This is a genomic window from Paenibacillus glucanolyticus (assembly GCF_037333485.1).
Lineage (GTDB): Bacteria > Bacillota > Bacilli > Paenibacillales > Paenibacillaceae > Paenibacillus_AQ > Paenibacillus_AQ glucanolyticus.
The window spans coordinates 138,676-164,986 of the sequence record NZ_CP147845.1 but is presented as its reverse complement, the minus strand read 5'-3'; the positions used below and the strand labels follow the sequence as shown (position 1 = coordinate 164,986).

Below are 26,311 nucleotides of genomic sequence, written 5' to 3'. Positions count from 1 at the left end.
AAATCCCCCTCTCCATGCACCAGCAGGAGAAGGGGATTTCATCCATTATTGACGCTTATTGCGCAGACGACTCAAGAAGAAACCTGCGAGCATAAGTGCAAGCCCTCCGAATTGGAGTGGATGCGGATTGCTCTCTCCTGTTTTCGGAAGCATGGCGGCCCCGCTGTCCGGTTTGGTTTCATCAACCGGATCGGCGCTATTCGCATCATGCTCCGTCGGTGGAGCCGGCTTATCTTCCGGCTTGGATATCTCATTACTAACCAAAGCGCCCTCTTCCGGTTCCTCTACAGGAATCGGTTCTGGATCAACTTCGCCCGGAACTGCCGGGTCAACCGGATGGGCTGGCTTGTCCACCCCATCGTGATCACCGGGCGATACAATCTCCCCGGGGACGGTCGGCGTCCCGTTATCGGAATGACCTCCCGGTGATGGGCCAGGGCTGCCCGGATCAGGGCCAGGGGTGCCCGGATCGGGACCGGGGTTACCTGGATTAGGGCCAGGGCTGCCCGGATCGGGACCGGGGTTACCTGGATCAGGACCAGGGGTGCCCGGATCGGGACCAGGGGTGCCTGGATCAGGGCCGGGGTTGCCCGGATCGGGACCGGGGTTACCCGGATCGGGACCAGGGGTGCCCGGATCAGGGCCCGGGTTACCTGGATCAGGACCAGGGGTGCCTGGATCAGGGCCGGGTGGAACGCTTTTTTTGCTGTTCGTGATGGTGATTCGCTTGATGTTGCCTGTCTGTTTAATGCTTGAATCGATCGTAACCGTAGTCGTCGCCTGATCGATCACATACCCTTGCGGAGCAGCCGTCTCTTCCAGAACATATTGGCCATACAGCAATTTTGTAAACAAAACCTTGCCGTCCGCATCGGTTGTCAGTGTCACGGCTGGTCGCTTGCCCTCTTGGTCTCGAAGAACGAAGACGGCTCCTTCCAGGGCAAGAGCAGCATCATCCTTATCGACTTTCAGGACCTCCAGACTGCCGCGGACCCCGGAGCCGGTGCCGGAGCCTGAAGACATGCGTACTTCGATCTCCTGTGTAGTCTCACGGATACCGGTTGTAATACCAAGCCCCTCAAAGGAGACGCTATTGCCCACCTTTTCTCTGTCTGCCGCATCAATCAGTGTTTCATACTCCACAATATAAGCCTTATCAATCGGGTTCTTGAAGCGAAGCACGAAGTATTCGGTCGCTCCATAGATGAATTCCAGCGTGTAGTCCTGGTCACGCACTAACTCGGCTGCCTTGGAAACCGCACCATTCGCGGCAACAGTGGTTGCGTATACGTGGAACGAATCTTCCACCAGGATGAGATTGCTTGTGGGCTCATCCATAATCGTGGCTTCTTCCACATAAGATTGACCGCGGTTGACATAGACGGTCCACTTCAGCTTCTCACCGTTCTGCACGCCGTTCTTGAATACATATTCGCCACCTTGCGGAATGCTCACCTTGGTCGTCCACTCCGCCAGCTTGCTTGTGCCATCAAGAAAAATGCCTGTATTCGACACTTCGCTTGCGATGACCTCTCCGTCTAACGTGGTTTTGAACACAATCTGATAAGGGCTGTTGATAGCGTTCTTGAACGCTACCCGCAGCTCGTTGCCATTAGCTTCATCCGGAAGCACCGCATCATACAGGATCGGGTCTACGAGATCTCCCCGAGTTGTCCCGTTAGCAGCGCCCGTCAGTTTCATTTCATATACGAGAAGCGACCCTGGAACAAACTTCTGATTCTGCAGCAGCTTATCGGTGAAGACGGCTTGTGCCACTTCTTTTTTATTATAATTTGCCCGGATGGTCCAGGAGATCTCCTTGGTTCGCGGATTGTATGCACCGCTCTTGTCCCCGTTCGTCTTCGTTAAATTATCGGGGCTCAGCACAGCGTCCTTTGTTATCGTCTTGTTCTGGGTACCTTCAAGCCAAGCCAGATGAGCCCGGTTACGGAACTCGGACTTGGTCTTATCGATTTTCCAATCGTTGTTGAAAGTCGTGGTGTACGTCACCTTCAAAGTCTCGTTGAACGTCTGATGGAAGGTAACCGTGAAGCCTTTCTTAGGCTCGTCTTCCTTCGCCGTATACCAGGAGGGATCAACCGCACTTCCATCTGCGTGGAGCACCTTCAGCGTACCGGCAACCAGCTCTAACCCGCCATTCGGGAACGTATCGGTCAGTACCACCGAGTCCATATCGAACTGGTCTTCGTTGAGGCTGATTTCCCATGTTGTCGTTTTGGCGTTGTAATCCACCGCTCTGTTGTACTTCTTGAGGATAACAGCCTCATGTTTCTGACTAGCGGTCTTCGTTACGCCATTGGCCTTAACCGTATTTGCCACAGTCTCATCGGTATAGATGCGATCATCGGTTTTGGTCCTATAGGTGATGATATAGCCGGAATCGATATCACTTTGGAAGGACAGATCAAATCCGTTCTTCCCATTATCATTCTGTACAGGTGTCAGGATATAATCGGTTCCCTCAACCAGCTCCGCGCCTCCGGTTCCGGCATGTCTTACCTTAAATGAGCCGGATTCCAGCTCCTGAGTCCCGTTGAAGCGGTCTACCAGAACGGCATCCTGCCGGGAAATCTCTTTTTCACGGAAATTGTATTCGATACTCCAGCCGATCGTCCGGGTGCCCTTGTCATAGCTGGCAACCTTCTTTGTCAACAGCTCTCCGCGATCGATTGTCACCGTGGCGTTCACCGTTTGTTCCGGCATTCCGCTCCCCGATAATGCAGCGTTATTCGTGAAACTCGTCTCATCGCCCTTGCCTACTGCCGTCGTATATTCCACGCGATAAGCCGATGTGATCTTCTGGTCAAAAGCAATCGTGAATGCAGAAGGCCCTGTATTCAGGCTGAACCCTGCCGTCACCTCCGCTCCGCGTACCGTGCTTCCATCAATATTGACGTCCAGCTTGTATACCTTCACAGAGCTCTCATCCAGGGTTAACCCTGCTGGAATCTGATCCTGTATGACCGCTAAGTCAATCGGATGCAGGATGGTGTTCGCATCGATCCTCCAAAGGATGCTCGACGCTTGATTGGCTTGTCCCTTCTTGTCCAGATGGGAGCCTTTTGCCGGTTTGATATACAGGATAGCCACTTGCTCCCCGTCCCGGATCGGGAATGGGATTCGTACTTCCGTGCTGCCCTTAACGGTCTCCTTGCTAATCTCGGTGAGGAATTCCAGCGTCCCCCGTACCTCGGAGTTGTTAACCTCATCATTAAAGGTCATCACCACATGGCCGCTCGTCGATACAGAGAACGTCCCCACATCGCCGCCATCGGCAAGGAGACTCCCGTTAAAGCTGTTATAAATTTTGAAGGCGCCCGGAATGTCGAATTCAAAGGTCGAGCCGTCGACGTAATCATGCCCATTCGGCAGCTCCCATTCATACGACAAGCTCACGTCCGAGCCAAGCTCAATACGCTCTCCCAGATCCGGATTGTATACCGAATCAATGACCGTACCGTTCTTGTCCTTAATCGTAACCTTCGTCAGAATGCTCTGTCCTGCGCCTGCGTTCGCCCCTTGCGTCTGGCCCGGATCTTGATATACCGCATCCGTTACCGAATCCGCAGGTCCATTCCCGTTGCCCGGATCCAAGGGATCCACCGACACAACCGGATCAGCTGGTGCAGCCCATGCACGACCCGAATCATAAAACCCTGCACCCGTACCGAACATCCCCTGAAACAGCAGCAGGAGTGCCAGTACCAGAATGCTTCCTTTCTTCCACATCGTATAGATCCACCTCTTTGTATGATTTCATCTGTTCTAAAAATGAATGCTATGACTACCTGCTAATGGGAAACAGATGGTTCAGCATGTAATCATACAAGGCGGATCTCGACAATTTCTCTACACTTATTCTACACACTGGTGTTAAGTTAAGTGGATTTGGATTCACCCGGGGTCAATCCCGTTGGTGCAGCCCGCTTGGATCTTCCAGCGAAACTGGCACCAATCACCCCGATAATAACGAGTCCTGCGCCAATGAAATGATAATAGGCCAACTGTTCGTTCAAGAAGAAGACACCTCCAAAGATGGTGATTACAGTTGCCAAATTGTTGAAGATGCTCATCCGCGACGCTTCCAGCTGGGATAAGGCATAATTCGACAGAAGCGACGTACCCAGGGAAGACAGGACACCAAGATACAGGACCGCCCATACAAAGGAAGGATGAGCAAACGGGTCAAAATACTGCATGAGCGTTCCTTGGGCCGCATGCTGAACAACCGACATCAGGTTAAACAGCACGAATCCGATTAGCGTCATGATGAACGTAATATCCAGCACCGGCTGCTTCTGGGTTAACTTGCGGGCCATTACGCTATAAATGGCATTAGACAGTGCCGACAACAGAATAAGCACGATACCGAGCATGCTGGAGGCTTCAAAGGAAACGCCCTTCAGCACGAAAATCGAAATAATCCCTGTTACCGACAATACGGTAAACAGCTTCTGTGCCCATCCTGAGCGTTCCTTCAAAAATAATGATGCCAGCAGCATCGTAAAGATCGGAACGGTAGCATGGATAATTCCCGCTTCAGCTGAGCTCGTGTAGACCAAACCGAAGGTTTGCAGTGTAAAGAACAGAAACGGGTAGAATATCGCCAAGGGCACAATAACCAGCAGTCGCTTCAGATGGAGCGGAACTCTTCTGCGGGCGATGAGCAATGCCAGTGCGGCGGCAATGAAAGAGAGGGTGAACCGGTGCGCTAACGTGTCCAGCGGGTTGGATACGATCAGTGCCATTTTCACAAACATGAACGAAAAACCTATAATGACGGTATATCCTAACGCTGCGGCATAGGCCCGGCCTGTATGCGGTGTATTCATAATCATGATCTCCTTTATTTTCTCGTATGCATTGCAATCCTGGAGTGTTGCATCTGCTAAAGTTAGCATACGGCGGGAGGAGCACCCTTACGATTAGAAATAACGCCAACTGTACCGATACAGTTGATGGGGCGAAGGAAGGATAGGATGTATCCATACCTTTTCCTTGCCCTGCGATTATGCGGTAAGAACCGCTGATAACACATCAGCAACCATGACAAAAAGGGCTGTTTCCCGCCATCCCAAGATGACGGGAAACAGCCCCCGCAATACTTCCCTGTGTATCCATCTCTAACTCGCCGACCGACAGGTCCGTCTGTTATCGAAATGGGTTATCGCTTAATCACGCTCAATGATAATCCAGCCATCGCCCTCCAGATGAAGCGTTGCCCCGAGGGCTTCCGCCATAAATCGAAGCGGAACGTAGGTAGATCCGTCGCTATGGACAAACGGAGCCGCCTGCAGGGTCACGCTTTTACCGCCTACAGTCGCTTTCTGGGAACCTACCGTCAGCTTGATTTCCTCGCCTGTCAGATCATTGATGACCGTAATGTTCTTGGAGCCCTTCGCCCACTTCACTTCGGCATCAAGACGATTGGTCAGGTAACGAAGTGGAACAAAGGTCTGATTGTTCTTCTTGATCACAGGGTATACGAGATCCTCGTTCGTATCAAGATACAGCGATCTGTGCGTGATCTTCAAATCATCCTTCAGCACGTTATAAATCGTTGAATTCTTCTCGAAATTGCGCAGCACCTGGCCTGGTGTCACCGATTCGCTCAGGACATTCAGAGCGCCCTTGGATGTATCCACTTTATTGGCTTTCACCGCACTGCCGATATTCCATACCTCGCCCTCGGAGTACACCTTGAAGGATTTCAAGGGCATGTCTTCGGAAGCCGGAAGTGCGACAGTCAGTTCCACAGCGTTCTTGCGTGTGTTAAGCTGCTCGTCAAAGTAATAGTCCAGCTTGAGAACCGTATCCTTACCGAAGACGGTATCGCCTCCTGGGAACTCCTCCAACAGCTGATCCTTCTGTTCATCGTAATTCTCCGTCAATTCGGCCAAGCTGCCATGAACGATTTCGTAGAGCGAAGCCACAACCTCTTCCTTGGATTCCTGCGGCAAGAGCTCCACATCTTCCCCGTAAGCCTCACCGATGCTAACCATCATCGGATAAATGGCATCATAGGCATCACCAATCAACTGCTTTAAGCCTGCTTCGTCCTTCATGAGACTCTCTGCAAAAGGCTTGAACATCGTCAATATCTCTTCCCCGGTCAGCTCCATATGGAGATGCGTCAGGTTCAAGCTCTCCCCATTCACCTTCTCCTGGGCAGATTTCACAGCAATTTTTGTCGGATTCGGAAAATGCTTCAGTACAAGCCCGGCCGCCTTCTTCACTACGTCTTGAATCGCCTGCTCGTATTGGCTGGTGTCAGGCATTCCGGGAACCGTTGTATCCATTGAGAGATAGAACGGCTGCTTGGCGCCTTCCAGTTGAATCGCCATTCCTTTGGGATCCATGGACAAGTGAAGCGGAATCTTCTTGTCCAAATAATGCACACTGCCCTGAATGGACACGGTGTTGGCATCCTGGACGATGGCACGATCCACATTCAATGATAACGAATTAATAAGTTCAATCGCTTCTTTATCTTCAGACGACAGGGCCCGGTCGGCAGGCACCGCCTCGAATCGAATGCTTGCACTGGATTCACTGGATTTAACATCAAGACTTGTAAGCATCGCCTTGTTGATATCCAAACCTCCCACGGACTGACACCCTGTCATAATGACAAGCATAGCTGCAACGAGTACGGTCAACCATTTAAACTTCTTATGCATATTCATATTGTCCCCTCCCAGGTCATAGGCTCATATCTATTATCGGGAGATAGGAAATGTTTGTAAATAGGTAATTCAGCCTCGTCATCTACGCATGCGCTTATGTTCATCCACCGGATGGCACTTGCTCCCTTTTTGCTATACACTGGGAATGAAGTGCCGATTACATAAAGTCCAAAACTAAAAGGCCCCTCTACAGCAACGGGAAGTTTCCGGGCACCCCGGCTTTTTTTGGACAACCTTATAAAGCGTGGTGAATCTTTTGTTCAAAATTATGCTTATCGAAGACGACGCGACCCTGTTCCATGAAGTGCAGGAACGGCTCTCGCAATGGTCTTATGACGTATATGGCATCAAGGATTTCAGCAGTGTACTCCAGGAATTCACAGACGTACAGCCGGATCTTGTCATTATCGATATCCAGCTGCCCAAATTCGACGGATTTCACTGGTGCCGGATGATTCGATCCCATTCGAACGTCCCGATTATCTTCCTGTCTTCACGGGATCATCCTACCGACATGGTGATGTCCATGCAGCTGGGAGCGGATGATTTCATTCAGAAGCCGTTCCACTTTGATGTATTGATTGCCAAAATCCAGGCCACCCTGCGCCGGGTTTACAACTACAGCACCGAACGAACAGAGCTGAGAGCCTGGCGCGGAGCAACCGTCGAGTTCGGCAAGAATACCATTAGCAGCCCTCAAGGCACGGTCGAACTGACGAAGAATGAAATGTATATTCTAAAGATCCTCATGGAGAGGAAGAATCAGATCGTCAGCCGGGAGGAGCTGATCAAGAGTTTATGGGACCATGAGCATTTTGTCAGTGATAACACGTTAACGGTGAATGTGAATCGACTGCGTAAGAAGCTGGAGCCTCTTGGCCTTGATCCTTACATCGAAACCAAGGTGGGACAAGGATATATCGCGACAGAAGAGGCTCATGCATGATCCTTGCCTATATTCGGGAACGGCTAAGCTGGATTCTGTTATTTCTGTTCCTGCAGCTGCTGCTTCTGTTTGTTGCCGCTGTGGATTCCCAAATCCCGTTCCTGCCCATTCTCTATATTGTGTTTCTGTCATCTATGCTCTTCATGGTGTTTCTGATTGTCAGATACAACCGGGAGACGAAATTCTACAAAAGCCTTCGGGCATGGGATGACACCTTCGACTTAGCCGCCATCACCGAGCCGGAGCATCCCTTTGAAGCAATTGCCATGGACATGCTCTCCCTCCAGGCCGAGCGCTTCAAGAGGGAATCCTCCATCCGCCTGATGGAGATGGAAGAGGAGAAGGATGAGCTGCTGTCCTGGATCCACGAAGTGAAAACGCCCCTTACCACCATGCAGCTGATGATCGAGCGCATGGAGGATGAGACGTTAAAAGGACAGCTACAGTACGAATGGCTCCGCATCCACCTGCTGCTGGACCAGCAGCTGCACCAAAAACGCATCCCCTTTATCCAGAACGATCTCCATATTGAGGTGTCCGCGCTTGAGCCGATCATCTTCCAGGAGATACGGGCGCTCAAATCCTGGTGCATGCAAAAAGGCATCGGTTTTGACGTCTCCCTGCAGGTAACGGAGGTGCTGAGCGATACGAAATGGCTGGGCTTCATTATCCGTCAACTGCTGACCAATGCCGTTAAATACAGCTCTGCATCGGATATTGCCTTGCAGAGTGAGCTCGTGGATGACCATGTTAGACTCATCATTCGGGATTCCGGACGCGGCATCGATCCGAAGGACATGCCTCGTATTTTTGACAAAGGTTTCACGTCCACGACCTTACATCAGGACCGTGCGGCAACCGGCATGGGGCTGTATCTGACACAGAAGGCAGCCAATGCCCTATTGATCCGCATTCAGGTGGAATCGAAGCCAGGCAAAGGCACAACCTTCACTTTAATTTTTCCGAAGAAGAACGATGTTGTGAGGATTATCGGCATGTGACAACAATGTCACATGCTTTTGCACTTTGTTCGGCGAATCGAAGGAAAAGGCCCTTGCCGCTCCTTTATGATAAGGACAGTAAACAAAGGAGTGAGGAACTTGGCAATTCTGGAAGCAAACCAAATCCATAAGAGTTTCGGCAATAAATTCAATAAACAGGAGGTACTGAAGGGCATCGATCTCCGTGTGGATAAAGGCGAGTTCGTCAGCATCATGGGCGCATCAGGCTCAGGGAAAACCACGCTGCTGAACGTGCTCTCTTCCATCGATAAAGTGAGCCTTGGCAGCATAAAAATCGAAGGCAAAGAGTTTACTGGCATGAAAGAGAAGGAACTGGCCGAATTCCGGAAGCACCATCTGGGCTTTATTTTTCAGGAGTACAACCTGCTGGACACGCTGACTGTCAAAGAAAATGTTCTACTGCCGCTATCCATCAAGAAGGTATCCAAAAAAGATGCGAACCAGAGGTTTCAAAAAATAGCAACCGAGCTTGGCATATACGAACTCAAGGACAAATATCCGAATCAGATATCCGGTGGACAGAAGCAGCGGACTTCAGCGGCCCGCGCATTCATTCACGATCCCAGCATTATTTTTGCAGATGAGCCGACCGGAGCGCTGGACTCGAAGTCCGCTTCCGATCTGTTGAACAAATTAAGCGAACTGAATCTGAAGATCGACTCCACCATCATCATGGTTACTCATGATCCTGTGGCCGCCAGCTATTGCAGCCGGGTTGTCTTCATTAAGGACGGACAGATTTATACCCAGCTGAACAAGGGCGAGCAGTCCCGGCAGGCCTTCTTCAATGACATCATCAAGACTCAGGGCGTGCTAGGCGGTGTTCAGAATGAACATTAATTATCTGATCTACCGGAATCTGAAGAAGAATATTAAAAACTATTATCTGTATGTCTTTGCCCTCATCTTCAGCGTGGGTCTGTATTTCGCCTTTGTGACGCTGCAATATGATCCGGCCACGGATGAGGCCAAGGGATCTGTGAAGGGGGCTGCAGCTCTGGGAGCCGCCTCGGTGCTGCTTGTGGCCATCGTTGCGATTTTCCTGCTGTATGCCAACACGATTTTCATTAAACGGCGAAGCAAGGAAATCGGGTTGTTTCAGCTCATCGGCTTAACCAAAGGCAAGATATTCCGAATCTTGAGCGCGGAGAACCTGATTCTGTATTTCGGTTCCATGGTGATTGGCATCTTTGCCGGATTTGCGGCTTCCCGCTTGATCCTGATGATTTTGTTCAAGGTTATCGGTGTTGACGCTGAAGCCGCCTTGTCCTTCTCCACCGAAGCGCTGATCCAAACCGTCATTGTGTTTGCCGTCATCTATGTGCTGATCATGATCATGAATTATACGTTCATCCAGCGGCAGAGCATTCTGTCCCTGTTCCGTGCGGTATCTACAACGGAGAATCAGATCAAGAAGATGTCCTTCCTCGAAATGTTATTCGGCTTGCTCGGAATCGGACTTATTCTTCTCGGTTATTATGTGTCAACCAAGCTGTTCAGCGGGGATTTCACCTCCATGAACGAGCTGTTCATGGCGATGATCCTGATCCTGGGATCGGTCATTATCGGAACCTATTTATTCTATAAAGGATCCGTCAGTTTTATTTTCAACGCGATCCGGAAGAGCAAGGGCGGTTACTTATCCGTGAATGAAGTGCTGTCGCTCTCCTCCATCATGTTCCGCATGAAATCCAACGCACTGCTGTTAACGATCATTACGACCGTATCCGCGTTAGCGATCGGACTGTTGTCCCTCAGCTACATCTCTTACTACTCCGCGGAGAAATCAGCACGGCAGAGCGTACCCAATCATTTTACGGTAGCAAATTCCAACGATCTGGCTGCTTATATCCAAGCGCTGACCGACGAGAATATAGAGTTCAAGCAGACCAAACGTGACGTTATTCAAGTGAATGCTGACCTTTCTCAGGTGATTGGGGCCAACTTGGAGGTCGTATCAGGTCCAGGAGAACAGCAACCAATGGTCATACCGGTCATCAGCGACGAGAGTGTGGAAGGAATCGATGTTTCTCCTGAGGAGACGCTGTTCACGGGATCCAGCGATGCAATTCAACAGTTTATGTCGATTCAGGCCACGGGGGATATTGAGCTGACAAGCCCTAACCAGCAAATAAAACAGCAGTTGATAGGCTTGGAGAAGGACTCCTATGTATCCTATTATTTTGCCAGCGGAGGTCTGCCGGCAGCGATTGTGGACCACACCGTCTTTGACAAGCTGGCCCAGGATCTGGATCCGAAGATCCAGAAGGAAACGAATGTCTACTATGGTATCGACCTTGTCGACCCGATCGCCATCGATCAAGCCAATCAGATCTTCAAGGATCTCGGCATTAGTGAGTCTACCGGGAACCTGTCCCAGAGTGAGCTGATAATGAACCAGAAGAGCAACATGGGCCTGATGATGTTCATCGTGGGATTCCTTGGACTCACCTTCCTGATCACCTCCGGCTGCATCCTGTACTTCAAACAAATGGATGAAGGGGAAGAAGAGAAAGCGAACTATACCATTCTGAGAAAACTCGGCTTCACTCAGGGCAACCTGCTGAAGGGCATTCAGATGAAGCAGCTGTTCAACTTCGGCATTCCGCTGATCGTTGGCCTGTTCCATAGTTACTTCGCCGTTAAATCCGGCTGGTTCTTCTTCGGAACCGAGCTGTGGCTGCCCATGGTTATGGTTATGCTGCTGTATACGGCACTGTATTCCATATTCGGGCTGTTATCGGTGCTGTTCTATAAACGGATAATTAAAGAGGCGTTGTAAGAGAGGTGCATGCATGGTTGGGTCCAGGGTAATCCGGGCCCCTCCATGCATTTGCTCGTTAGAGCAGGGAAGCTGGCCCGGGGATCAAGCAGCAGAGAGCCTAGACGGGATCCAGAGCGGGGGAACCTTACTTCTTAACGAAACTTACCATTCCAGCGCCTTGCAGCTCTTCTGCAGCTTTCGAATGTACACGATCTGACCGATATGATAGGCATTATGCGCAGCCGCATTGCTTATGATCTCCCACCACTTGGCCGGTACGGGAAAACCGTCCACCTCCTGCTCGAGCTTCGCCTCTGTCAGCAGTTCCTGCCACTGCAATAAGACGGCTAACAGTCGGTCTCTTAGCTCTGCAAAGGTCGCATTGTCGGGAATGATAAAGCTATGTTGATTGTCTCCAATAGAAGACACCGCACTCATTCGTGATTCCCGGTATCTGGTTTGCCAGGTTTCATTCCAATAAAGCAGATGCTGCACGATCTCAGCAATGCTGTGGCTGTCATTGGCAGGGGTCCAGAACGCTTCATCCTCCGTTATATGCTCAACGGATTGCTGGAAAGGAACGTGCCAGCTGGGATCATTCGCATTGGCTAACAGCTGATTCAATAGAACGTCATGCGCATGCGCCATGGTTCATTCACTCCTTCATGAAACGGATAATGAGCAGCATCGCAAATCATGACTAATTCTACTACAGGATGAAGCACCCCAAACCGCATAAAATGGTTTAACTCATTTTTTCTCAGATACGCTGAACAAGAGTAGCGTTATCTCACATGAAACACGTCCACATAATATTGCGCCGTAGGCGTATCATTCTTGAGGCGCAGCTCGATCTTCTCCCCACTCCCCTTGCATAAGCCCACTGTAATCTCAAAATAGGTGGCCCCGTGCATCGCATCCACCGGACTGGCATGCTGGCTATCCTCTGTCATCGTTACCCGCTCGTTGATCGATATAATTCGCTCGCAGCCAAACGAGGGATAAGCCTCGCTATATATCTCCTGGAGCGAGGATCGGATAACCGGATATAACTGCTGCAGCATGGCATTCTCGAGCTGCCGCTCCCTGGGCTTCTCTTCTTGTGGCTGCGCATAGGCAGCTGCGCTTCCCAGACTGAACAGGAGCAAGGCGCATAACAGCAGAACATGGATCATGGATCGCCGCTTCATGTAATGTAATTCCCCTTTTCTTTTTGCTACTAGAATTTCCTCATCAGGCTTTTTTATATACTCCAAGTAAAATTCAAAGAAAAAGCAAGTTGTTGAAGACAGCGCCGGATGAATCGAACAGCCTTCCCGTATAATCACTCCATAATATGCCGTCCGGGTCCAGCTCCTCCCGAACCGCAAGGAAAGCATCCCACATCGGATACAGTTCCTTCAACTGCGCAGCCTCAAGGGAATGCATTTTGCCCCAATGCGGCCGACCGCCATAACGGAGGAAGATGCGCTCCATCGCCTGGAAATAGTCCTCATACGGCATGCCTTTGTACATATGAACCGCAATATAAGCCGAATCCCGGCCATATGCGGGACTTAACCAAATATAAGCAAGCGGCTCCCATGAGACGAGGTTTCTTCTACATAATGACCTGCTCTATTACTCTAAATTACCTTATACAAACACCCAAGTTCCTTCAATCGAGCCGAAATGGCATGCTCGATATTACCATCCAGCAGCAATTGCTCCGAAGAATACGGGGCCAGCAGCGGATGGTCACCGATCATCACGCTGTGCAGCGCATGCTGAAACATCGAGATATCGTTAGCATCGTTGCCGAAGGCAACAAATTCGCCCTCCTTAACTCCGAGCTGCTGAAGCCCGCTCCACTTGTGGATCCCCGTCGGGCTTATATCCAGCACGTTCTCCTGCCCATGCACGTGTACAACGACGTCCAGTGTTTTCAGCTTCTCTTCGACTTCGGCCATGCGGTCCGAGGTCAGCATCAATATTTTCACGATGGATTCCAGCTCCTGGAGCGCCACTCGCTTAGCCAAATTGTGCGGATCCAGATTCAGCCGGATCGGATGATCCTCAGAACCCGTATAAGCATAATCCCAATCCCCATCGATTAAATAACTCACATTATACTTAGCCAACAGCTCAAGAAGCACCGGTAAAACCTCATGATTAAACCCCACCGTGGATACGATATTGCCACCTGTCGCTACCATTGAGCCGTTGCCCCCGATCATGGGGTAATGATGGAAACGCTCATGGAGGACAGGGAGCAAATCACGAATCGGTCTTGCGGAAGCAAAAATAACCTCGTGCCCCTGCCCCACCAGCCCCTCGAAAGTCTTCAACAGTACGTCCGAAACCGGCTGACCTTTAAAACAGATCGTTCCGTCCAGATCGAATACAAATTTCATCCCTGCTTCCCCCTGTATCTTCTATTGCCCTTATCATATCAGTTGATCGTATAATGAGAAGGACATATGTCCAGAAGAGAAGGGAGCCACCGAAAAATCCATGAAATTGCTTCATAACGAACCATTACTGAACGCGAAGCTGAAAGATTTTCAATTCGAGCACATGCTGGACTTAACCCGACCTGTGCCTTTTGCATTGCAGCAATATGAGCCGGGCGAGATCATTCTGCATGAAGGCTTCGCCTTGCACTCCCTCTTGTTCCTTGTACAGGGGAAAATCAAGGTGACCTCCAGCATTGAAACCGGCAAATCGCTCCTGCTGCGCTTTGGCCATCCCTTTTCCATCATCGGCGATATTGAATTGATTCGAAATGTACCGGTCCAGTCGCGGATTGAAGCCGTTAACGAATGCTTGCTGATCGGGCTTTCCTTTGACTATATCAAGCAGCATGAAATGAAGAACCCCCGTTTTACATCCACTTTGCTGGATCACTTAAGTTACAAGCTCCAGACCTGCACGACTGCTTCCCGGGTCAACCTGCTCGCGTCCGTGGAGAACCGCTTCGCCAGTTATCTTATGTCGACGATGTCGCCCGGATCGAATGCCTCATTCGGCATGGAACTGCAAACCGACCATATTGGAGAGATCGCCAGCCTGTTGGGCACAACACACCGGCATTTAAACCGGGTGCTGCAGGCTTTTGTGCAGAACCGGATGCTGGAACGCAACGGGCAAATGATCCGCGTTCTGGATTGGGACGCCATCGAGAGAGCTTCAAACGGCATTCGATACGAATGACACCTGATAGCACCCGCTTCGGCTTTTGGAACGAACGGCCGGACAAGAGAGCCCGTGGAGATGCAATTCAAGATAGACTGCTATTGAAGAACTACATACATCTTTAGCGATGTGTGGGCTGACTATGATTCACTTCAGAGCGTCAAGTGCGACCTTGGCAGCCTGTGCGATAAGCGCATCGTCATAAGTGGCATCTGGTATATCGCGGCTGGACAGAATGGCGATAACGATAGGCTCTTTGTTTGGCGGCCAAATGACGGCTATGTCGTTTCGCGTTCCATAACCTCCGGCTCCGGTCTTATCCCCGACCTCCCAGCCTTCAGGCACGGCCATACGGATCAGTTTGTCTCCAGTGGTATTCCCCTTCAGCCAATCGATGAGGAGCGTGCGTTTATCCGTCGGGAGCTCGTCGCCAACCGTGTAAGCCTGAAGCGTGGTGGCAAGCGCTCTCGGGGTGCTTGTGTCACGATTGTCTCCCGGAATGGCTTCGTTCAGATCTGTCTCGAAGCGTTCGGGGTTGGTTACGTTGTCACCGGCCTGCTTTAATGCTGTCCTGAAGCCATCAGGGCCTCCCAGTTCTTTTAACAAGAGATTTCCTGCAGTGTTATCGCTATAACGGATAGCAGCCTCACTAAGCTCCCTAAGGGTCATCCCGGTATTCACGTTCTTCTCGGTGATCGGCGAATAGGTGACCAAGTCTTTGCTCGTGTAAGTGATGACTTTATCGAGTGTGTCCATCGAGTTTTGCTGCAATACTGCGCCTGCGGCAAGAGCCTTAAAAGTAGACGCGTATGCAAACCGTTCATCGGGGCGGTAGGCGACGATCCGCTCGGTGCCAGTATCGATAGCATAGACACCGAGACGAGCGCTAAACTTGCTCTCGAGTTGAACGAAATCTGGGTCAGCCAGAGCTGCTGGTGCCGTCTGGGGCGTATTCTCAGTCGGAGCAACAGGGGGAGCAACGTCGGCTTTCGTACACCCGGAGAGCGAGATGAGTGCAAAGATGAACATAAGTTGAGCCATTTTGATGATATGTGGACCGAATATAGCATTATATGATTTATTCATGATTTAACCCTCTTTCCGATGATGATTAGGGATTGATTTTCGTTGCAGTACAAGCCGCCCCCATAGCATAGCATCGACTATCCGAACCCTGCCTGTGTTTTCCTATGATGTATCAAAGCGTCTCTTCCTGTTTTTCCATTTATTATACCATTTTTCCGGATAATGCTGGTTTTAAGGCGATAGGCTCAAATTTGATATCCTCTTACGGCAACACAAAAAGACGTTCCTGATCATAGAGGAACGCCCTTTCCGTTAATATGCAACTCTTCAAGGCCAAGCAGCTTCACTTCACTCACAACGGCCTTCTTTTCAATACGTTCAGGGTTTTATCGCAGCTCTTCGAATCAGCAGCCATTCGATCCAGCCATAGAGCAGTCCCATCACGCCAAATATAAAGATAGCCGTGTCGATACGCAGATGATACTCATTCACATATACAGGATCATACAGCTGGTGGAACAGCCACACGCCTGCCGCAACCCATAATACACAGTACAAGAGAAGATAAAGCGTCATGACACTTCTTCTCCAAGGGATGAAACCCAGCAGCCAAGATAATGGAAACATGATCACCATGTAAATGATTACCGAGGCAAGAAAGACCACCGCAATTAAGGCAAAACCCAGGTTGTGGATGCCGTAATACATGCTTGTACGGATACTGTATCCTTCCATTAACTCAAGCCCGAGGTAAGCTCCGGTCAACAGGAACATAAATATGAACCCCATCGCAAAATATTTGGCAACGTTCATAAAACCATCCCACCCTATTCTCAGCTTGTCTTAGCCTATGTAATAAACGCGGGGTGACCCCGAAAGGTTTCTATTTAAATCCGATCCTGTTATCAACCATGGCTTCATTCCTCTGGCTCACCAGCCGCTTCCCAGCGATCAATTTCCTTGCGGACCCGGGGTGCTACCTCGGTTCCGAGCAATTCAATGGCTCTCATGACTTCATCATGAGGCATCGTCCCGACCGGGACATGCAGCATAAAGCGGGTAATGCCTACGTGTTTGCGGAGGTGAATGATTTTCTGGGCGACCGTCTCCGGGTCTCCCACATAAAGGGCACCTTCGAAGCTTCGTGCCGCATCGAATCTCGCACGGTCATAATATCCCCAGCCCCGCTCCCGTCCCAGCACATTCATGCTGGCTTGGGTCGATGGGAAGAACTTGTCCGCTGCCATCTCGGTATCTTCCGCAATAAATCCATGCGAGTGCGAGCCAATTGGCAGTTTTGACACATCATGCCCCGCATGGGCCGCCGCTTCTTTATACAGCTTGACCAGCGGCGCGAACTGCAAGGGGCTGCCGCCGATAATCGCCAGCACAAGCGGCAAACCGAGCAAGCCTGCGCGCACGACCGATTCCGAATTGCCGCCGCTGCCAATCCACACCGGCAGCGGATTCTGAACCGGGCGTGGGTACACGCCTAAATTTTGGATCGCGGGACGGTGTCCGCCGCTCCAGGTTACCTTCTCCGATTCCCGGATCTTAAGCAGCAGCTCCAGCTTCTCTTCAAACAGCTCGTCATAATGACTCAGATCGTAGCCGAACAGCGGAAACGATTCGATGAAGGAGCCCCGGCCCGCCATAATCTCTGCACGCCCGTTCGAAATCGCGTCCAAGGTAGCAAAATCCTGAAAGACCCGCACCGGATCCGCAGAGGACAGCACCGTAACTGCGCTGGTCAGCCGAATCCACTTCGTCTGCGACGCTGCCGCGGCAAGCACAACGGCTGGCGAAGATGCGGCATAATCCTTGCGATGGTGCTCGCCTACGCCATAGACATCCAGGCCCACCTGATCGGCCAGAACGATCTCCTCCACTACCTCGCGCAGCCGCTGCGCATGGCTGATCACTTCCCCGGTCTTCACATCCGGCCATGTCTCAACAAATGAACTGACTCCGATCTCCATCTCGATTTCCTCCTGTTATGTATGTGTCATTGACCCGCCCCTCTGGCAGACAACACGGTTTTGATTATCCATTTATCTTTATATTGAACTTTTGGCTTCTGTTTTTCAAGTTACAAGTTAACTGATGCGGTGGATTCTATGCAATCATGATGTCAGGAAAATAAAAAAATGGCCGTATCCTTGCGGATTCCAGCCATTCTTTATATCGCGTAACCGAGATTGCATGATGGTAATAAAGTTACTGTTGGGCTGCCAAGTATTCCTCGAGACGGTCCCAGGTTTGGGTAATGCCCTCTTCCATTCCCATCTCCAGCACGGTTTTGAGTGCTTCTGGGGATTCATATACACCTCGACTGACCAGCTTGGTCTTTCCATCGATCTCCTCAAGGGTCATGGTAACCGTGGTTGCGGGCATCCCCTCTGCAACTTGGCCTTCCGCATCCGAGAAATAGTCGATATAGACTATTTTCCCAGGCGCCTCAATTTCCTCATAAACCGATTTGCCCCAGGATTCCATGCCGTAGAAATCGCCCTGATTCTTATCCATGCATTTCATACAGTAATGCCAAGAACCGCCTGGACGGAAATCCATGCTGGATACGGTAACCTCCCACCCGCGCGGGCCCCACCACTGCTTCAGATGCTCTCCGTCAGAGAATACCTTGAATACCAGCTCTCTTGGTGCATTAAAAACACGTTCCAGTACAAGTACTTGCCCTTCCACACGGGTAATCATGGTGTTTGCCATCATACATTCCTCCTCATATTAAGTAGCTTAATCCTGATTCTTCGTGTCAGCCTGAAGTTTCTCCAAGTAGTTATCCAAGTTGTCGAACCGCTCGCTCCAAATTCTGCGGTAATCATTCAGCCAGTGGTCCATCTCCTCAAACGGCTCGGATCGAAGCATGTAATTTCGCCGGTTGGCGTCAGCCTTAACTTCCACCAGCCCAGCCTCCAGCAGCACCTTCAGATGTTTCGAGGCTTGGGGCTGCCTGATCTCCAGACGTTCGGCGATATCCCCTACCGTCATCGGTCCCCTCAGCAGAAGGTCCACAATGCGGAAGCGACTCGGTTCAGCTAATGCGGTAAACGTTGTCAGTTCCATTGTGTCATGATGACCGTTACAGCACCGATGGTCCTTGAGATATGACAATTCTTCATTCTCTCTGTTCCCGTCATCATCATCACCTCTTTTTTTTACGGATATAATGGTGTGTTTGATTTCTTGAATTCAATATACCACATCAGGAATATTCCTGTAAAGGAATATTTAGATTTTATTGCAACGATGGGACAACCACGAAAAAAAAAGCAATAAACGTTGATCTCTCCAAGACCCCGTCTATTGCCTCTCCTTGCTCCATTTCACATGTCCTTTATTTAAAGAACACTTTGTCCACATTATATTCAGCCTTTAATTCATTGATAATATAGGTTTCATAGATTTCTCTGTGAACGGCATCTTCGATGACACAGACCTCTATTCTTGTCACTTCATTACGATGGTCCTTAATGGGAGATACGCTATCTTCAAAATGCTTCTTGATCCGCGGTCTTAGCTTTCTCGCTTTGCCAACAAACAAGAGCTCCTCCTTGCTGTTGTAGAACATAAAGATCCCGCCCCGGTCTCTCGGGATCAGGTGGAAATCCGTAAATCCATAAATATGGCTCAGTTCCGGAGCAGCCTGCTTGGTAATGGTGACGTCCGGCTTGGGGATGGTTATATTGATCACGACTAACGCTCACTTCCTCAATTCATATATTGATCTAAATAGTATCACTAATCTACAAATTTGCCCATGCGGGAATTTCAGGAGCACCCCTCTATAGGCATCCGCATAGGATGTAATCTATGTATGACTAATAACGATGGGGGTCTTTCCATATGAGTCTTCAATATCCAGGACACCAGGAACAAACCTTATATCAAGCTGAACCCAATATGAGGCACAGCATCCAATCCGTTCGGGATCATATTCACCATCTGTGCAAACAGCATGCGAACCAACTGGTTCGCGTCGAAACGCTGGACGGTGACGTCTTTGAAGGGACGATTATCCGGTGTGACAGAGGAATTCTATACTTAAGTCTGCCAGACTACACTCACCAGCGCGGTTTCGGTCCCAGCTACTATAATCATGTCATTCTGCCCCTTGTCCTCTTCGAATTACTAGTAATCACCCTGCTCTATACCTAGAGCCTGGCTCATCTTGCATTCTTGATGGTGTAGCCGCTCTTGCTCACTTCCAAACCTATAAACCGATTAAGGAGTGAATCCATTATGGCATTTATGCCGCCGCAAGGACCTCAGGGACCGCAACAAGGGCCCTCTTCTCCACCCCCGCAGACTGTACCCCAACAACCGCTTGCAGCTACCTTTGCCGTTGACCCTGGAGCTATTACGGGCTGTCTATTCCGCAACACCTATATTTGGCCGAGAAATGGGCCGGGCTTCTGGTTTTATCCGACCTTTGTTGGCCGGACATCGGTTGCCGGCTTTCGCTGGACCGGGAGGATGTGGGTATTCTCAGGATTTGATCTGGGGAGAATCGAGTCGTTTACCTGTTTCTAAATCCATCACAGCAAAGGGACAGGATCAACCGACTGTATGGGATGACCACAATCGTTTGCTTGCTTCATGAAGAGAGTGCCTGGGTGGTACTCTCACAAGCTTTACATAGCGGACAAGCTAATATGCCGAATAAGCTTACATGATCAGCATGTCCATTTTGCCCAAAAATAAAATTCTTGATTATCATCGGAGAACGTTAAATAATATGTAACAGGCCCACTTTCAAATCCGATAATATAGATTGGGTTTATATCTTTAACATACACAGCAGAAAGGTTGACTTGAACATCATGGAATTATCGCAGCAGGCCACTGGGAACAAAGGGCCTAAAGAGCCGTTTCCCATCTCGATATTGTCTCTTACTGTAGGCGCTTTTGCCATTGGAATGACGGAATTCGTGATCATGGGAATACTCCCGAACGTCGCGGACGATCTGAACGTCAGCATCGCCTCTGCCGGACAGCTGATTACGATGTATGCGCTCGGGGTAGCTGTAGGAGCTCCTATCCTGACCGTTCTTACCCACCAAATCCCGCAAAAGAAGCTGCTCCTGCTGCTCATGGGTTTATTCATTCTGGGCAATGGCGTATCGGTCTTCGCTCCCAACTATGCCGTGCTGATGGGTGCCCGGATGCTGACGGCACTGACACACGGCACCTTCTTCGGTGTGGGAGCCGTTATCGCCTCGAACCTGGTACGGCCGGACAAGCGAGCCGGGGCCGTATCGATCATGATGGCAGGGTTAACGATAGCCAACATCATCGGGGTTCCGATCGGTACCTTCATCGGTCAAACGATGGGCTGGCGCGCCTCCTTCGGGGCGATTGCCATTATGGGCGTTATCGCATTGATTGGTATTCTGATCTTCATTCCGAAGATCCGCCAGGAGCAGGCCTCGAGCATCGCCCAGCAGATCACAGCCCTTATGAAGCCAGGACTGCTTCTCTTCCTGCTCATCGGAGCGCTTGGCAACGCGGGCCTGTTCGCTGTATTCACCTATATTGCTCCGCTGCTCATTGAGATCACCGGCTTTGCAGAGCCCAGCGTCACCTGGATTCTGGTGCTGTTCGGCATCGGCGTGACCGCGGGTAACATCGTGGGCGGAAGACTTGCAGACTGGAAGCTATTGCCCTCCATTCTGGGCGTCTACTTCACGACTGCCGTTATCCTGACCATCTTCACCGTTACCATCTATCATCCGGTGACTGCTGTGCTGACCATCGTGCTCTGGGGCGCTGCCTCCTTCGCTGTGATGCCCGGGATGCAGGTACGCGTGATGAGTCTTGCCCAGTCGGCCCCGGCACTTGCCTCTACGGCAAGCCACTCCGCCGGTAATCTCGGAAATGCAGCGGGAGCCTTCATTGGCGGATTGGTCATTACCCATTTGAGCTTAACCTCCCTGCCTTGGGTAGGAGCTGCATTAGTAGGACTTGCCTTCATTCTCGGGGGAGCCTGCTATATGTATGAGCGCAAGGCTGCTGCGGCTGGGGCATAATCATGAGAAAAGGCGTAACCGGACATGACACTCCCGGATTACGCCTTTCATTTATATATGAGTTCATCCATCTACAGATGCTGCGGCAATCTGAATAACGTCTGCTATGCAGACAGCCAGCAGTTCCAAGGATCCCATCCATCATGGCGTTAGACGCAAATGATCGATCGTTTACAACACCTTGATCTCCAGCAACTCGTACTTGACGATGCCCATCGGTGCATCCACGTTGACTTGGTCGCCAACCGCTTTGCCCATCAGTGCTTTGCCGAGCGGGCTTTCATAGGAGACTTTATTATTCAACACGTCTGCTTCTGCCGGGCCTACAACCTGATATTCAAGCTTCTCTGCAAACTCGATGTCGTTCAGGACGACATTCGAACCGACATTCACCGTTGTCGAGCTTACCTGCTTGGAGTCGACAATCCGGGCGCTGTTCAGTGTTTTTTCTAGGATAATGATGCGCGTTTCCATAAACGCCTGGTCGTTCTTGGCCGAGTGGTACTCGCTGTTCTCCTTCAAGTCACCATAGCTGATCGCAAGCTTGATCCGTTCCGCTAACTCTTTGCGTTTTACATATTTGAGGTCATCCAGTTCCTCCTGGAGTTTATCATAGCCCTCTTGGGTCAAGATCAGTTCTTCTGCCATGTTCATCACATCCACTTCGGTTTCTTACTTCTAGTGTACTCTTAATTCCGAAAATAAGCGAAAATTTTCTGAAAATCAACGGATGGAAATTATGGAATTCCTCCCTGGCAGCTGGACACCAGCGTTGAGGAAGCGGAGCTCATCCTGAAGCGAGCCCAAAAAAACCCTGATTTCTCCGTAAAGAAAATCAGGGGTTTTCTCTCATAGCTAAAAATTATGACCGCCCAGCCTCAGTCTCCGCCTTCAAGGCTTCATATTGCTCCATCAGCTCACCCATAATCGGATGCTCGCCAGCCATACCGGTATATTGGGAAGCCGTGTCGCTTACTCCGATATCCCGTACGGAGGCTTGCAGTTCTACACTTTCCGGGTCTTCGGGCACATCAAACAACAAGGCCGCTGCCATGGATTTGGCCAGACTCTTGTAAGGGAGCCCGCTCTCGAATGCCAGCATCGCTGGAGATACCAGCCGGTCGCCGGGAGACAGCTTCCGAATCGGGGAGCGTCCGACGCGGGATACCTCGTCTGTCAGCGCCGGATTACGGAACCGCTCCAGAATGGTGTCAATATACGCTCCATGCTCGGCAGAATTGAAGCCATGTTTATGCACAAGCGCAGCCCCTGTTTCCTCCAGCACCGCGCGCACATGGGCCGCCACCTCGTCATCCTTCATGGCGTCCTGAATCGTCTCATAGCCTTTCAGGAAGCCTACATAGGCAGCAGAGCAGTGACCGGTATTCACCGTAAACAGCTTGCGCTCAATGTACGGCTCCAGGCGGTCCACATAGTGAATGCCTTCTACCGGCGTGTAGCCTTCAAACATCTGCGAGCGATCCACCGCCCACTCATAGAACGGCTCCACCACCACCTTCAAGCGGTCCTCATGCTGCTGCAGCGGCACGATCCGGTCTACGGCTGCATCCGGGAAAGCTACCCGCTGGTCGGCCTTCTGCTTCGTCTCATCATCCAGCTTACCGTACACACGCTCTTTCAGCTGTGTACTGCCGCCGATGGCATTCTCGCATGCAATAATATGCAGCGGTGCCGATTCTCCCTGCAACCGGAGCTTCAGCCCTTCGGCAATGGTACCGGCAATAAACTTCAGAATGTTCACGCCTACCGCTGTTGTGACGAGATCGGCTTCTGCCACCGCACGCGCGGCAGCCTCCGGCTCCGAAGCGCTGTTGAGGGCCGTAATGCCCTTTACAACCGTTGTCTCCTGCCCTTCGCTGGCCAGTGTTACAGGATATTCTCCACGAGCCTTCAGCTCCGAAACCAGCTCCTCGTTCACATCGACAAAACAAACCTCGTAACCTGCCTGGGACAACAGAAGCCCTATAAACCCGCGCCCGATGTTCCCTGCTCCGAAATGGACTGCCTTCATGCGCCCATTCCTCCTTCGAAGATGGCCAGAATCTCCTCTTCGCTCGATGCGTTCATCACCTTCTCAATGCTCTCGTCATCTGTGAAGATCATCGCAACGTTTGTCAGAATCTCCATATGGTCACCGCCAGCGGCCGCGATCCCAATGACGATGAACGCCGGCTCGTCTCCGCCGAAATCAACGCCTTCCGGGAAGCGAACGATGGACAATCCCGTAGAGATAACCATGCCTTTGGCTTCCTTGGTGCCGTGAGGAATCGCGAGTCCCCCGCCCATATAAGTGGATGCAATCTCTTCGCGCTCCAGCATCTTATCTACGTAATCCTCTGATACGTGGCCTGCCTGCACCAGCAGATTCCCCGCCATGCGGATGGCCTCGCTTTTATCATTTGCCTTCGCATTCAATACGACTTTATCTTTGGACAGTATGTTATTCATGTTAGTCTCCCTCTTTCTATGGTCTGTGATTGAAAAAATGCTGCAGCTCTTCAGCCAGGTATGACCGAATTTCGTCCTCGCCGCCCCGCTCCATCAGCTCAATCAGCTCGGAGCCGAGCAGCATCGCACTGATCTCGCTGAGCACCTCCAGGCTCTCCTTCGGGAGCTGCTTCGGTGCCAGCATCAGCAGAATGACCCCTGCTTCCGCCCCATCCTCAAGCGGTGCGGCATGCGCTAACCGGAACAGGGTAAGCGACGGGCAGGCGATATAACGGCTGCGCGTATGGAACAAAGCCAGCGTCGTATCCGGGATGAGCTGAGTGCCCATCCGTTCACGCTCAAGCAACCGCTCCTTCACCTTCTCCGCATCGCTGACCGCACCGCACTCGTATACCTTGGCCAAGGCCTCGTTCAACGTACCCTCCAGGTCATCCGGGCGGTTATCCAGATCATGCACATGAAAGCCGTCCAGGAGCGATACAATCGCATTCATCAGCGCGGCCTGCAGGCGAAGCCGTTCGAATGATGCAGCTTTACGCTGTTCTTCGATCCGGTTGACGGCCGTGCCGCTTCCACCCGGCTTCACGGACGTGCTCTGGATATATTGAAGCAGCGCCTCTTTATCATCCGCTGTCAGCAGCGGGCTTAATCTCACATATCGATCCTTCGGCAGCGGAAGATCTATGGTCGATATAATGAGATCATATTGCTCCTTCGGCATTCGAGCCGCTTCATACCATGACACGTTGCCAAGCACCTCAATCTGAGGCATCTCCTTGTTCAGCCGGGTTCCGAGAAGCCTTGAGGAGCTAAGTCCGCTGGAGCATACGAGGATGGCTTTCAGATGGTGTCCCAGCTGGTTCAGGCGTTCACTTGACGCCCCAAAATGCATAACCAGAAACCCGATTTCCTCATCCGGGATGGTCAAGCCCAGCCTCAGCTCATCAACCGAATGCCGGACAATCCCGAACAGCTCCTCATAATCCTTCCGGATCGGACTCAGCAGCGGGTTCCGAATCCGGGTCCCTTCCCGAATCCGTTTCATGGCTGCACCGATATGCTCCACCAAGCCTGCCCGCAGCGTGCGATCCTCTTGAAACGGAATGCCGGTGCGCCGCTGCACCCGCTCGATCAGGCGGTGCGCCATCTCCACCATTTCCACATCCGTATGGGCCAGCTCACTGACCTCGGACATATCCCTGGCTGCCTCGAACAAATTCGAGATATATTTCATTTCTGAATCCGTAAAAGGGATCTCCAGTGTTTCACCGAGACGAACGGCAAAATCTCTGGCTTCCTCCATGGAGGAGGAGGCTCCATCCTGAGTGGCGATATCGGCCTCCTCCATACGCCGTCCCTGCCTGATCCGCTTCACGGAAACCGATAAGGCAATCAGCATGGAGGTATAGGCACTTTCGCTAAGGCTCTCCGTCCAGCTCCAGTTCATATCCCACAAGCTTTTCTCCACATCCAGCAGCACCGGTTTACCAACCATGGAGAGCAGCCGGGCCGTCACCGGCTCTCGGGCATCGCTGTAACCGTCCCCGACAAGATCCGAATAATCCAGATATTCCTCCGCAAGCCTGCAAATGGCCCTTCGCCTTACGGCTTCCGTGCCTTCAAGCTCAACCCCGTAACCTCTGCGGCGGATCAGATTAAGCTTGAACCTCTTCATTAAGGGCTCCAGCTCATCCAGATCGCTGCTGACGGTAGGCACGGTCACCTTCAAACTGTGGGCCAGGGCAAACAGTTTGATGGGTTCATCAGCCTCAAGCAAAGCACATAACATGAGGATTTTGCGCTCTTCCACGGAATAATCGGCAGGCTTACCTTCAAGCAGGCGTTTCCGCAGCTGGGCGATACCCTCAGGCGTTTCTCCTTCCAGCCGGATGCCCGTTCCCGACTTTTTATGAAGCAGAACGTCTGCGCCTTGCAGTCCTTTCTCAATCTCCTCCATTTCCCGGTGAACCGTCCTGACGCTGACCCCGATCTCAGCCGCTATTTCCGCAGCTGTCATGCCCTCGGTCCTGCTCATCAGGAGCAGAAGGATTTGTCGCTGGCGGGCAGTGATTTGTCCCAGACGCATGGCTCCCTTCTTCATGAAATGGAGACAACGCCGGCGTAATTACGCCAGCGTGTCATATGATGCAGAACTA

The 26,311-nt window shown here is 51.2% G+C and carries 24 protein-coding genes and 1 pseudogene; 8 read left to right on the top strand and 17 right to left on the bottom strand.

What is annotated here, in order from left to right; translation table 11 throughout:
• Positions 1-45: 45 nt before the first annotated feature.
• The 3 genes from WDY75_RS00775 to WDY75_RS00765 form a co-directional block, all read right to left on the bottom strand.
• On the bottom strand, positions 46-3,750 hold the full coding sequence (locus tag WDY75_RS00775) for an LPXTG cell wall anchor domain-containing protein (protein WP_063478135.1): 3,705 nt from the start codon (positions 3,748-3,750) through the stop codon (positions 46-48).
• A 149-nt stretch (positions 3,751-3,899) separates the two neighbouring features.
• A complete protein-coding gene (locus WDY75_RS00770; RefSeq protein ID WP_063478136.1) occupies positions 3,900-4,853 on the bottom strand; it encodes a DMT family transporter in 954 nt (317 codons plus the stop codon).
• A gap of 339 nt (positions 4,854-5,192) precedes the next feature.
• Positions 5,193-6,707 (bottom strand): copper amine oxidase N-terminal domain-containing protein, encoded by a 1,515-nt coding sequence (locus tag WDY75_RS00765; RefSeq protein WP_063478137.1) that lies wholly within the window; start codon positions 6,705-6,707, stop codon positions 5,193-5,195.
• 256 nt (positions 6,708-6,963) lie between these two features.
• On the opposite strand from WDY75_RS00765, the gene WDY75_RS00760 reads away from it, so the two are divergent.
• The 4 genes from WDY75_RS00760 (at position 6,964) to WDY75_RS00745 (ending at position 11,457) form a co-directional block, all read left to right on the top strand.
• The gene (locus WDY75_RS00760) at positions 6,964-7,653 is read left to right on the top strand and encodes a response regulator transcription factor (protein WP_006207177.1); all 690 of its coding nucleotides are present in this window, start codon (positions 6,964-6,966) and stop codon (positions 7,651-7,653) included.
• A complete protein-coding gene (locus WDY75_RS00755) occupies positions 7,650-8,654 on the top strand; it encodes a sensor histidine kinase (RefSeq protein WP_063478138.1) in 1,005 nt (334 codons plus the stop codon). The genes WDY75_RS00760 and WDY75_RS00755 overlap by 4 nt, the downstream gene beginning before the upstream one ends.
• Positions 8,655-8,753: 99 nt before the next feature.
• Positions 8,754-9,515: an ABC transporter ATP-binding protein gene (locus WDY75_RS00750; protein WP_063478139.1), complete on the top strand. Its 762-nt coding sequence runs from the start codon at positions 8,754-8,756 to the stop codon at positions 9,513-9,515.
• Positions 9,505-11,457, top strand: a complete 1,953-nt coding sequence (locus WDY75_RS00745; RefSeq protein WP_036640332.1) for an FtsX-like permease family protein — start codon at positions 9,505-9,507, stop codon at positions 11,455-11,457. Before WDY75_RS00750 ends, WDY75_RS00745 begins: the two co-directional genes overlap by 11 nt.
• Before the next feature lie 144 nt (positions 11,458-11,601).
• On the opposite strand, the gene WDY75_RS00740 is transcribed toward WDY75_RS00745, so the two are convergent.
• The 4 genes and pseudogenes from WDY75_RS00740 to WDY75_RS00725 form a co-directional block, all read right to left on the bottom strand.
• Complete coding sequence (locus tag WDY75_RS00740; protein WP_006207181.1) at positions 11,602-12,087, bottom strand: DinB family protein; 486 nt, start codon at positions 12,085-12,087, stop codon at positions 11,602-11,604.
• 137 nt (positions 12,088-12,224) lie between these two features.
• A complete protein-coding gene (locus WDY75_RS00735; RefSeq protein ID WP_063478140.1) occupies positions 12,225-12,629 on the bottom strand; it encodes a hypothetical protein in 405 nt (134 codons plus the stop codon).
• Positions 12,630-12,702: 73 nt separating this feature from the next.
• A pseudogene (locus WDY75_RS00730) lies at positions 12,703-13,005 on the bottom strand (D-arabinono-1,4-lactone oxidase); the annotation flags it as partial.
• 59 nt (positions 13,006-13,064) lie between these two features.
• Entirely contained in the window at positions 13,065-13,832 is a 768-nt protein-coding gene (locus WDY75_RS00725) for an HAD-IIB family hydrolase (RefSeq protein ID WP_063478141.1), read from the bottom strand.
• 100 nt (positions 13,833-13,932) lie between these two features.
• On the opposite strand from WDY75_RS00725, the gene WDY75_RS00720 reads away from it, so the two are divergent.
• Entirely contained in the window at positions 13,933-14,631 is a 699-nt protein-coding gene (locus tag WDY75_RS00720) for a Crp/Fnr family transcriptional regulator (RefSeq protein ID WP_063478142.1), read from the top strand.
• 129 nt (positions 14,632-14,760) lie between these two features.
• Here WDY75_RS00720 and bla read toward each other — a convergent pair whose 3' ends face one another.
• The 6 genes from bla to WDY75_RS00690 form a co-directional block, all read right to left on the bottom strand.
• Positions 14,761-15,654 carry a class A beta-lactamase gene (gene bla, locus WDY75_RS00715; protein WP_409348344.1) on the bottom strand — a complete coding sequence of 298 codons (894 nt, stop codon included), beginning with the start codon at positions 15,652-15,654 and terminating at the stop codon, positions 14,761-14,763.
• A 363-nt stretch (positions 15,655-16,017) separates the two neighbouring features.
• Positions 16,018-16,452, bottom strand: a complete 435-nt coding sequence (locus tag WDY75_RS00710; RefSeq protein ID WP_006207187.1) for a hypothetical protein — start codon at positions 16,450-16,452, stop codon at positions 16,018-16,020.
• Between the two features lie 104 nt (positions 16,453-16,556).
• A complete protein-coding gene (locus WDY75_RS00705) occupies positions 16,557-17,618 on the bottom strand; it encodes an LLM class flavin-dependent oxidoreductase (RefSeq protein ID WP_063478144.1) in 1,062 nt (353 codons plus the stop codon).
• Positions 17,619-17,856: 238 nt separating this feature from the next.
• Entirely contained in the window at positions 17,857-18,369 is a 513-nt protein-coding gene (locus WDY75_RS00700; RefSeq protein ID WP_063478145.1) for an SRPBCC domain-containing protein, read from the bottom strand.
• Between the two features lie 24 nt (positions 18,370-18,393).
• Positions 18,394-18,723 carry a helix-turn-helix transcriptional regulator gene (locus WDY75_RS00695; protein WP_040680067.1) on the bottom strand — a complete coding sequence of 110 codons (330 nt, stop codon included), beginning with the start codon at positions 18,721-18,723 and terminating at the stop codon, positions 18,394-18,396.
• 271 nt (positions 18,724-18,994) lie between these two features.
• Positions 18,995-19,351, bottom strand: a complete 357-nt coding sequence (locus tag WDY75_RS00690) for a nucleotide excision repair endonuclease (RefSeq protein WP_006207191.1) — start codon at positions 19,349-19,351, stop codon at positions 18,995-18,997.
• A gap of 152 nt (positions 19,352-19,503) precedes the next feature.
• Here WDY75_RS00690 and WDY75_RS00685 point away from each other — a divergent pair, with 152 nt between their 5' ends.
• The 3 genes from WDY75_RS00685 (at position 19,504) to WDY75_RS00675 (ending at position 21,686) form a co-directional block, all read left to right on the top strand.
• Positions 19,504-19,815, top strand: a complete 312-nt coding sequence (locus WDY75_RS00685; protein ID WP_063478146.1) for a hypothetical protein — start codon at positions 19,504-19,506, stop codon at positions 19,813-19,815.
• Between the two features lie 84 nt (positions 19,816-19,899).
• Positions 19,900-20,190: a hypothetical protein gene (locus WDY75_RS00680; protein WP_006207193.1), complete on the top strand. Its 291-nt coding sequence runs from the start codon at positions 19,900-19,902 to the stop codon at positions 20,188-20,190.
• Positions 20,191-20,480: 290 nt separating this feature from the next.
• Positions 20,481-21,686, top strand: coding sequence for an MFS transporter (locus WDY75_RS00675; protein ID WP_040680068.1), 1,206 nt, complete (start codon positions 20,481-20,483; stop codon positions 21,684-21,686).
• A 171-nt stretch (positions 21,687-21,857) separates the two neighbouring features.
• Here the strand turns inward: WDY75_RS00675 and greA are convergent, their stop codons facing one another.
• From greA to WDY75_RS00655, 4 genes are all read right to left on the bottom strand, one after another.
• The gene (greA, locus tag WDY75_RS00670) at positions 21,858-22,334 is read right to left on the bottom strand and encodes a transcription elongation factor GreA (RefSeq protein ID WP_036640355.1); all 477 of its coding nucleotides are present in this window, start codon (positions 22,332-22,334) and stop codon (positions 21,858-21,860) included.
• A 214-nt stretch (positions 22,335-22,548) separates the two neighbouring features.
• On the bottom strand, positions 22,549-23,718 hold the full coding sequence (locus WDY75_RS00665; protein ID WP_063478147.1) for a mannitol-1-phosphate 5-dehydrogenase: 1,170 nt from the start codon (positions 23,716-23,718) through the stop codon (positions 22,549-22,551).
• On the bottom strand, positions 23,715-24,155 hold the full coding sequence (locus WDY75_RS00660) for a PTS sugar transporter subunit IIA (RefSeq protein WP_006207198.1): 441 nt from the start codon (positions 24,153-24,155) through the stop codon (positions 23,715-23,717). Before WDY75_RS00660 ends, WDY75_RS00665 begins: the two co-directional genes overlap by 4 nt.
• 16 nt (positions 24,156-24,171) lie before the next feature.
• Positions 24,172-26,241 carry a BglG family transcription antiterminator gene (locus WDY75_RS00655; RefSeq protein ID WP_063478148.1) on the bottom strand — a complete coding sequence of 690 codons (2,070 nt, stop codon included), beginning with the start codon at positions 26,239-26,241 and terminating at the stop codon, positions 24,172-24,174.
• Positions 26,242-26,311 lie beyond the last annotated feature (70 nt).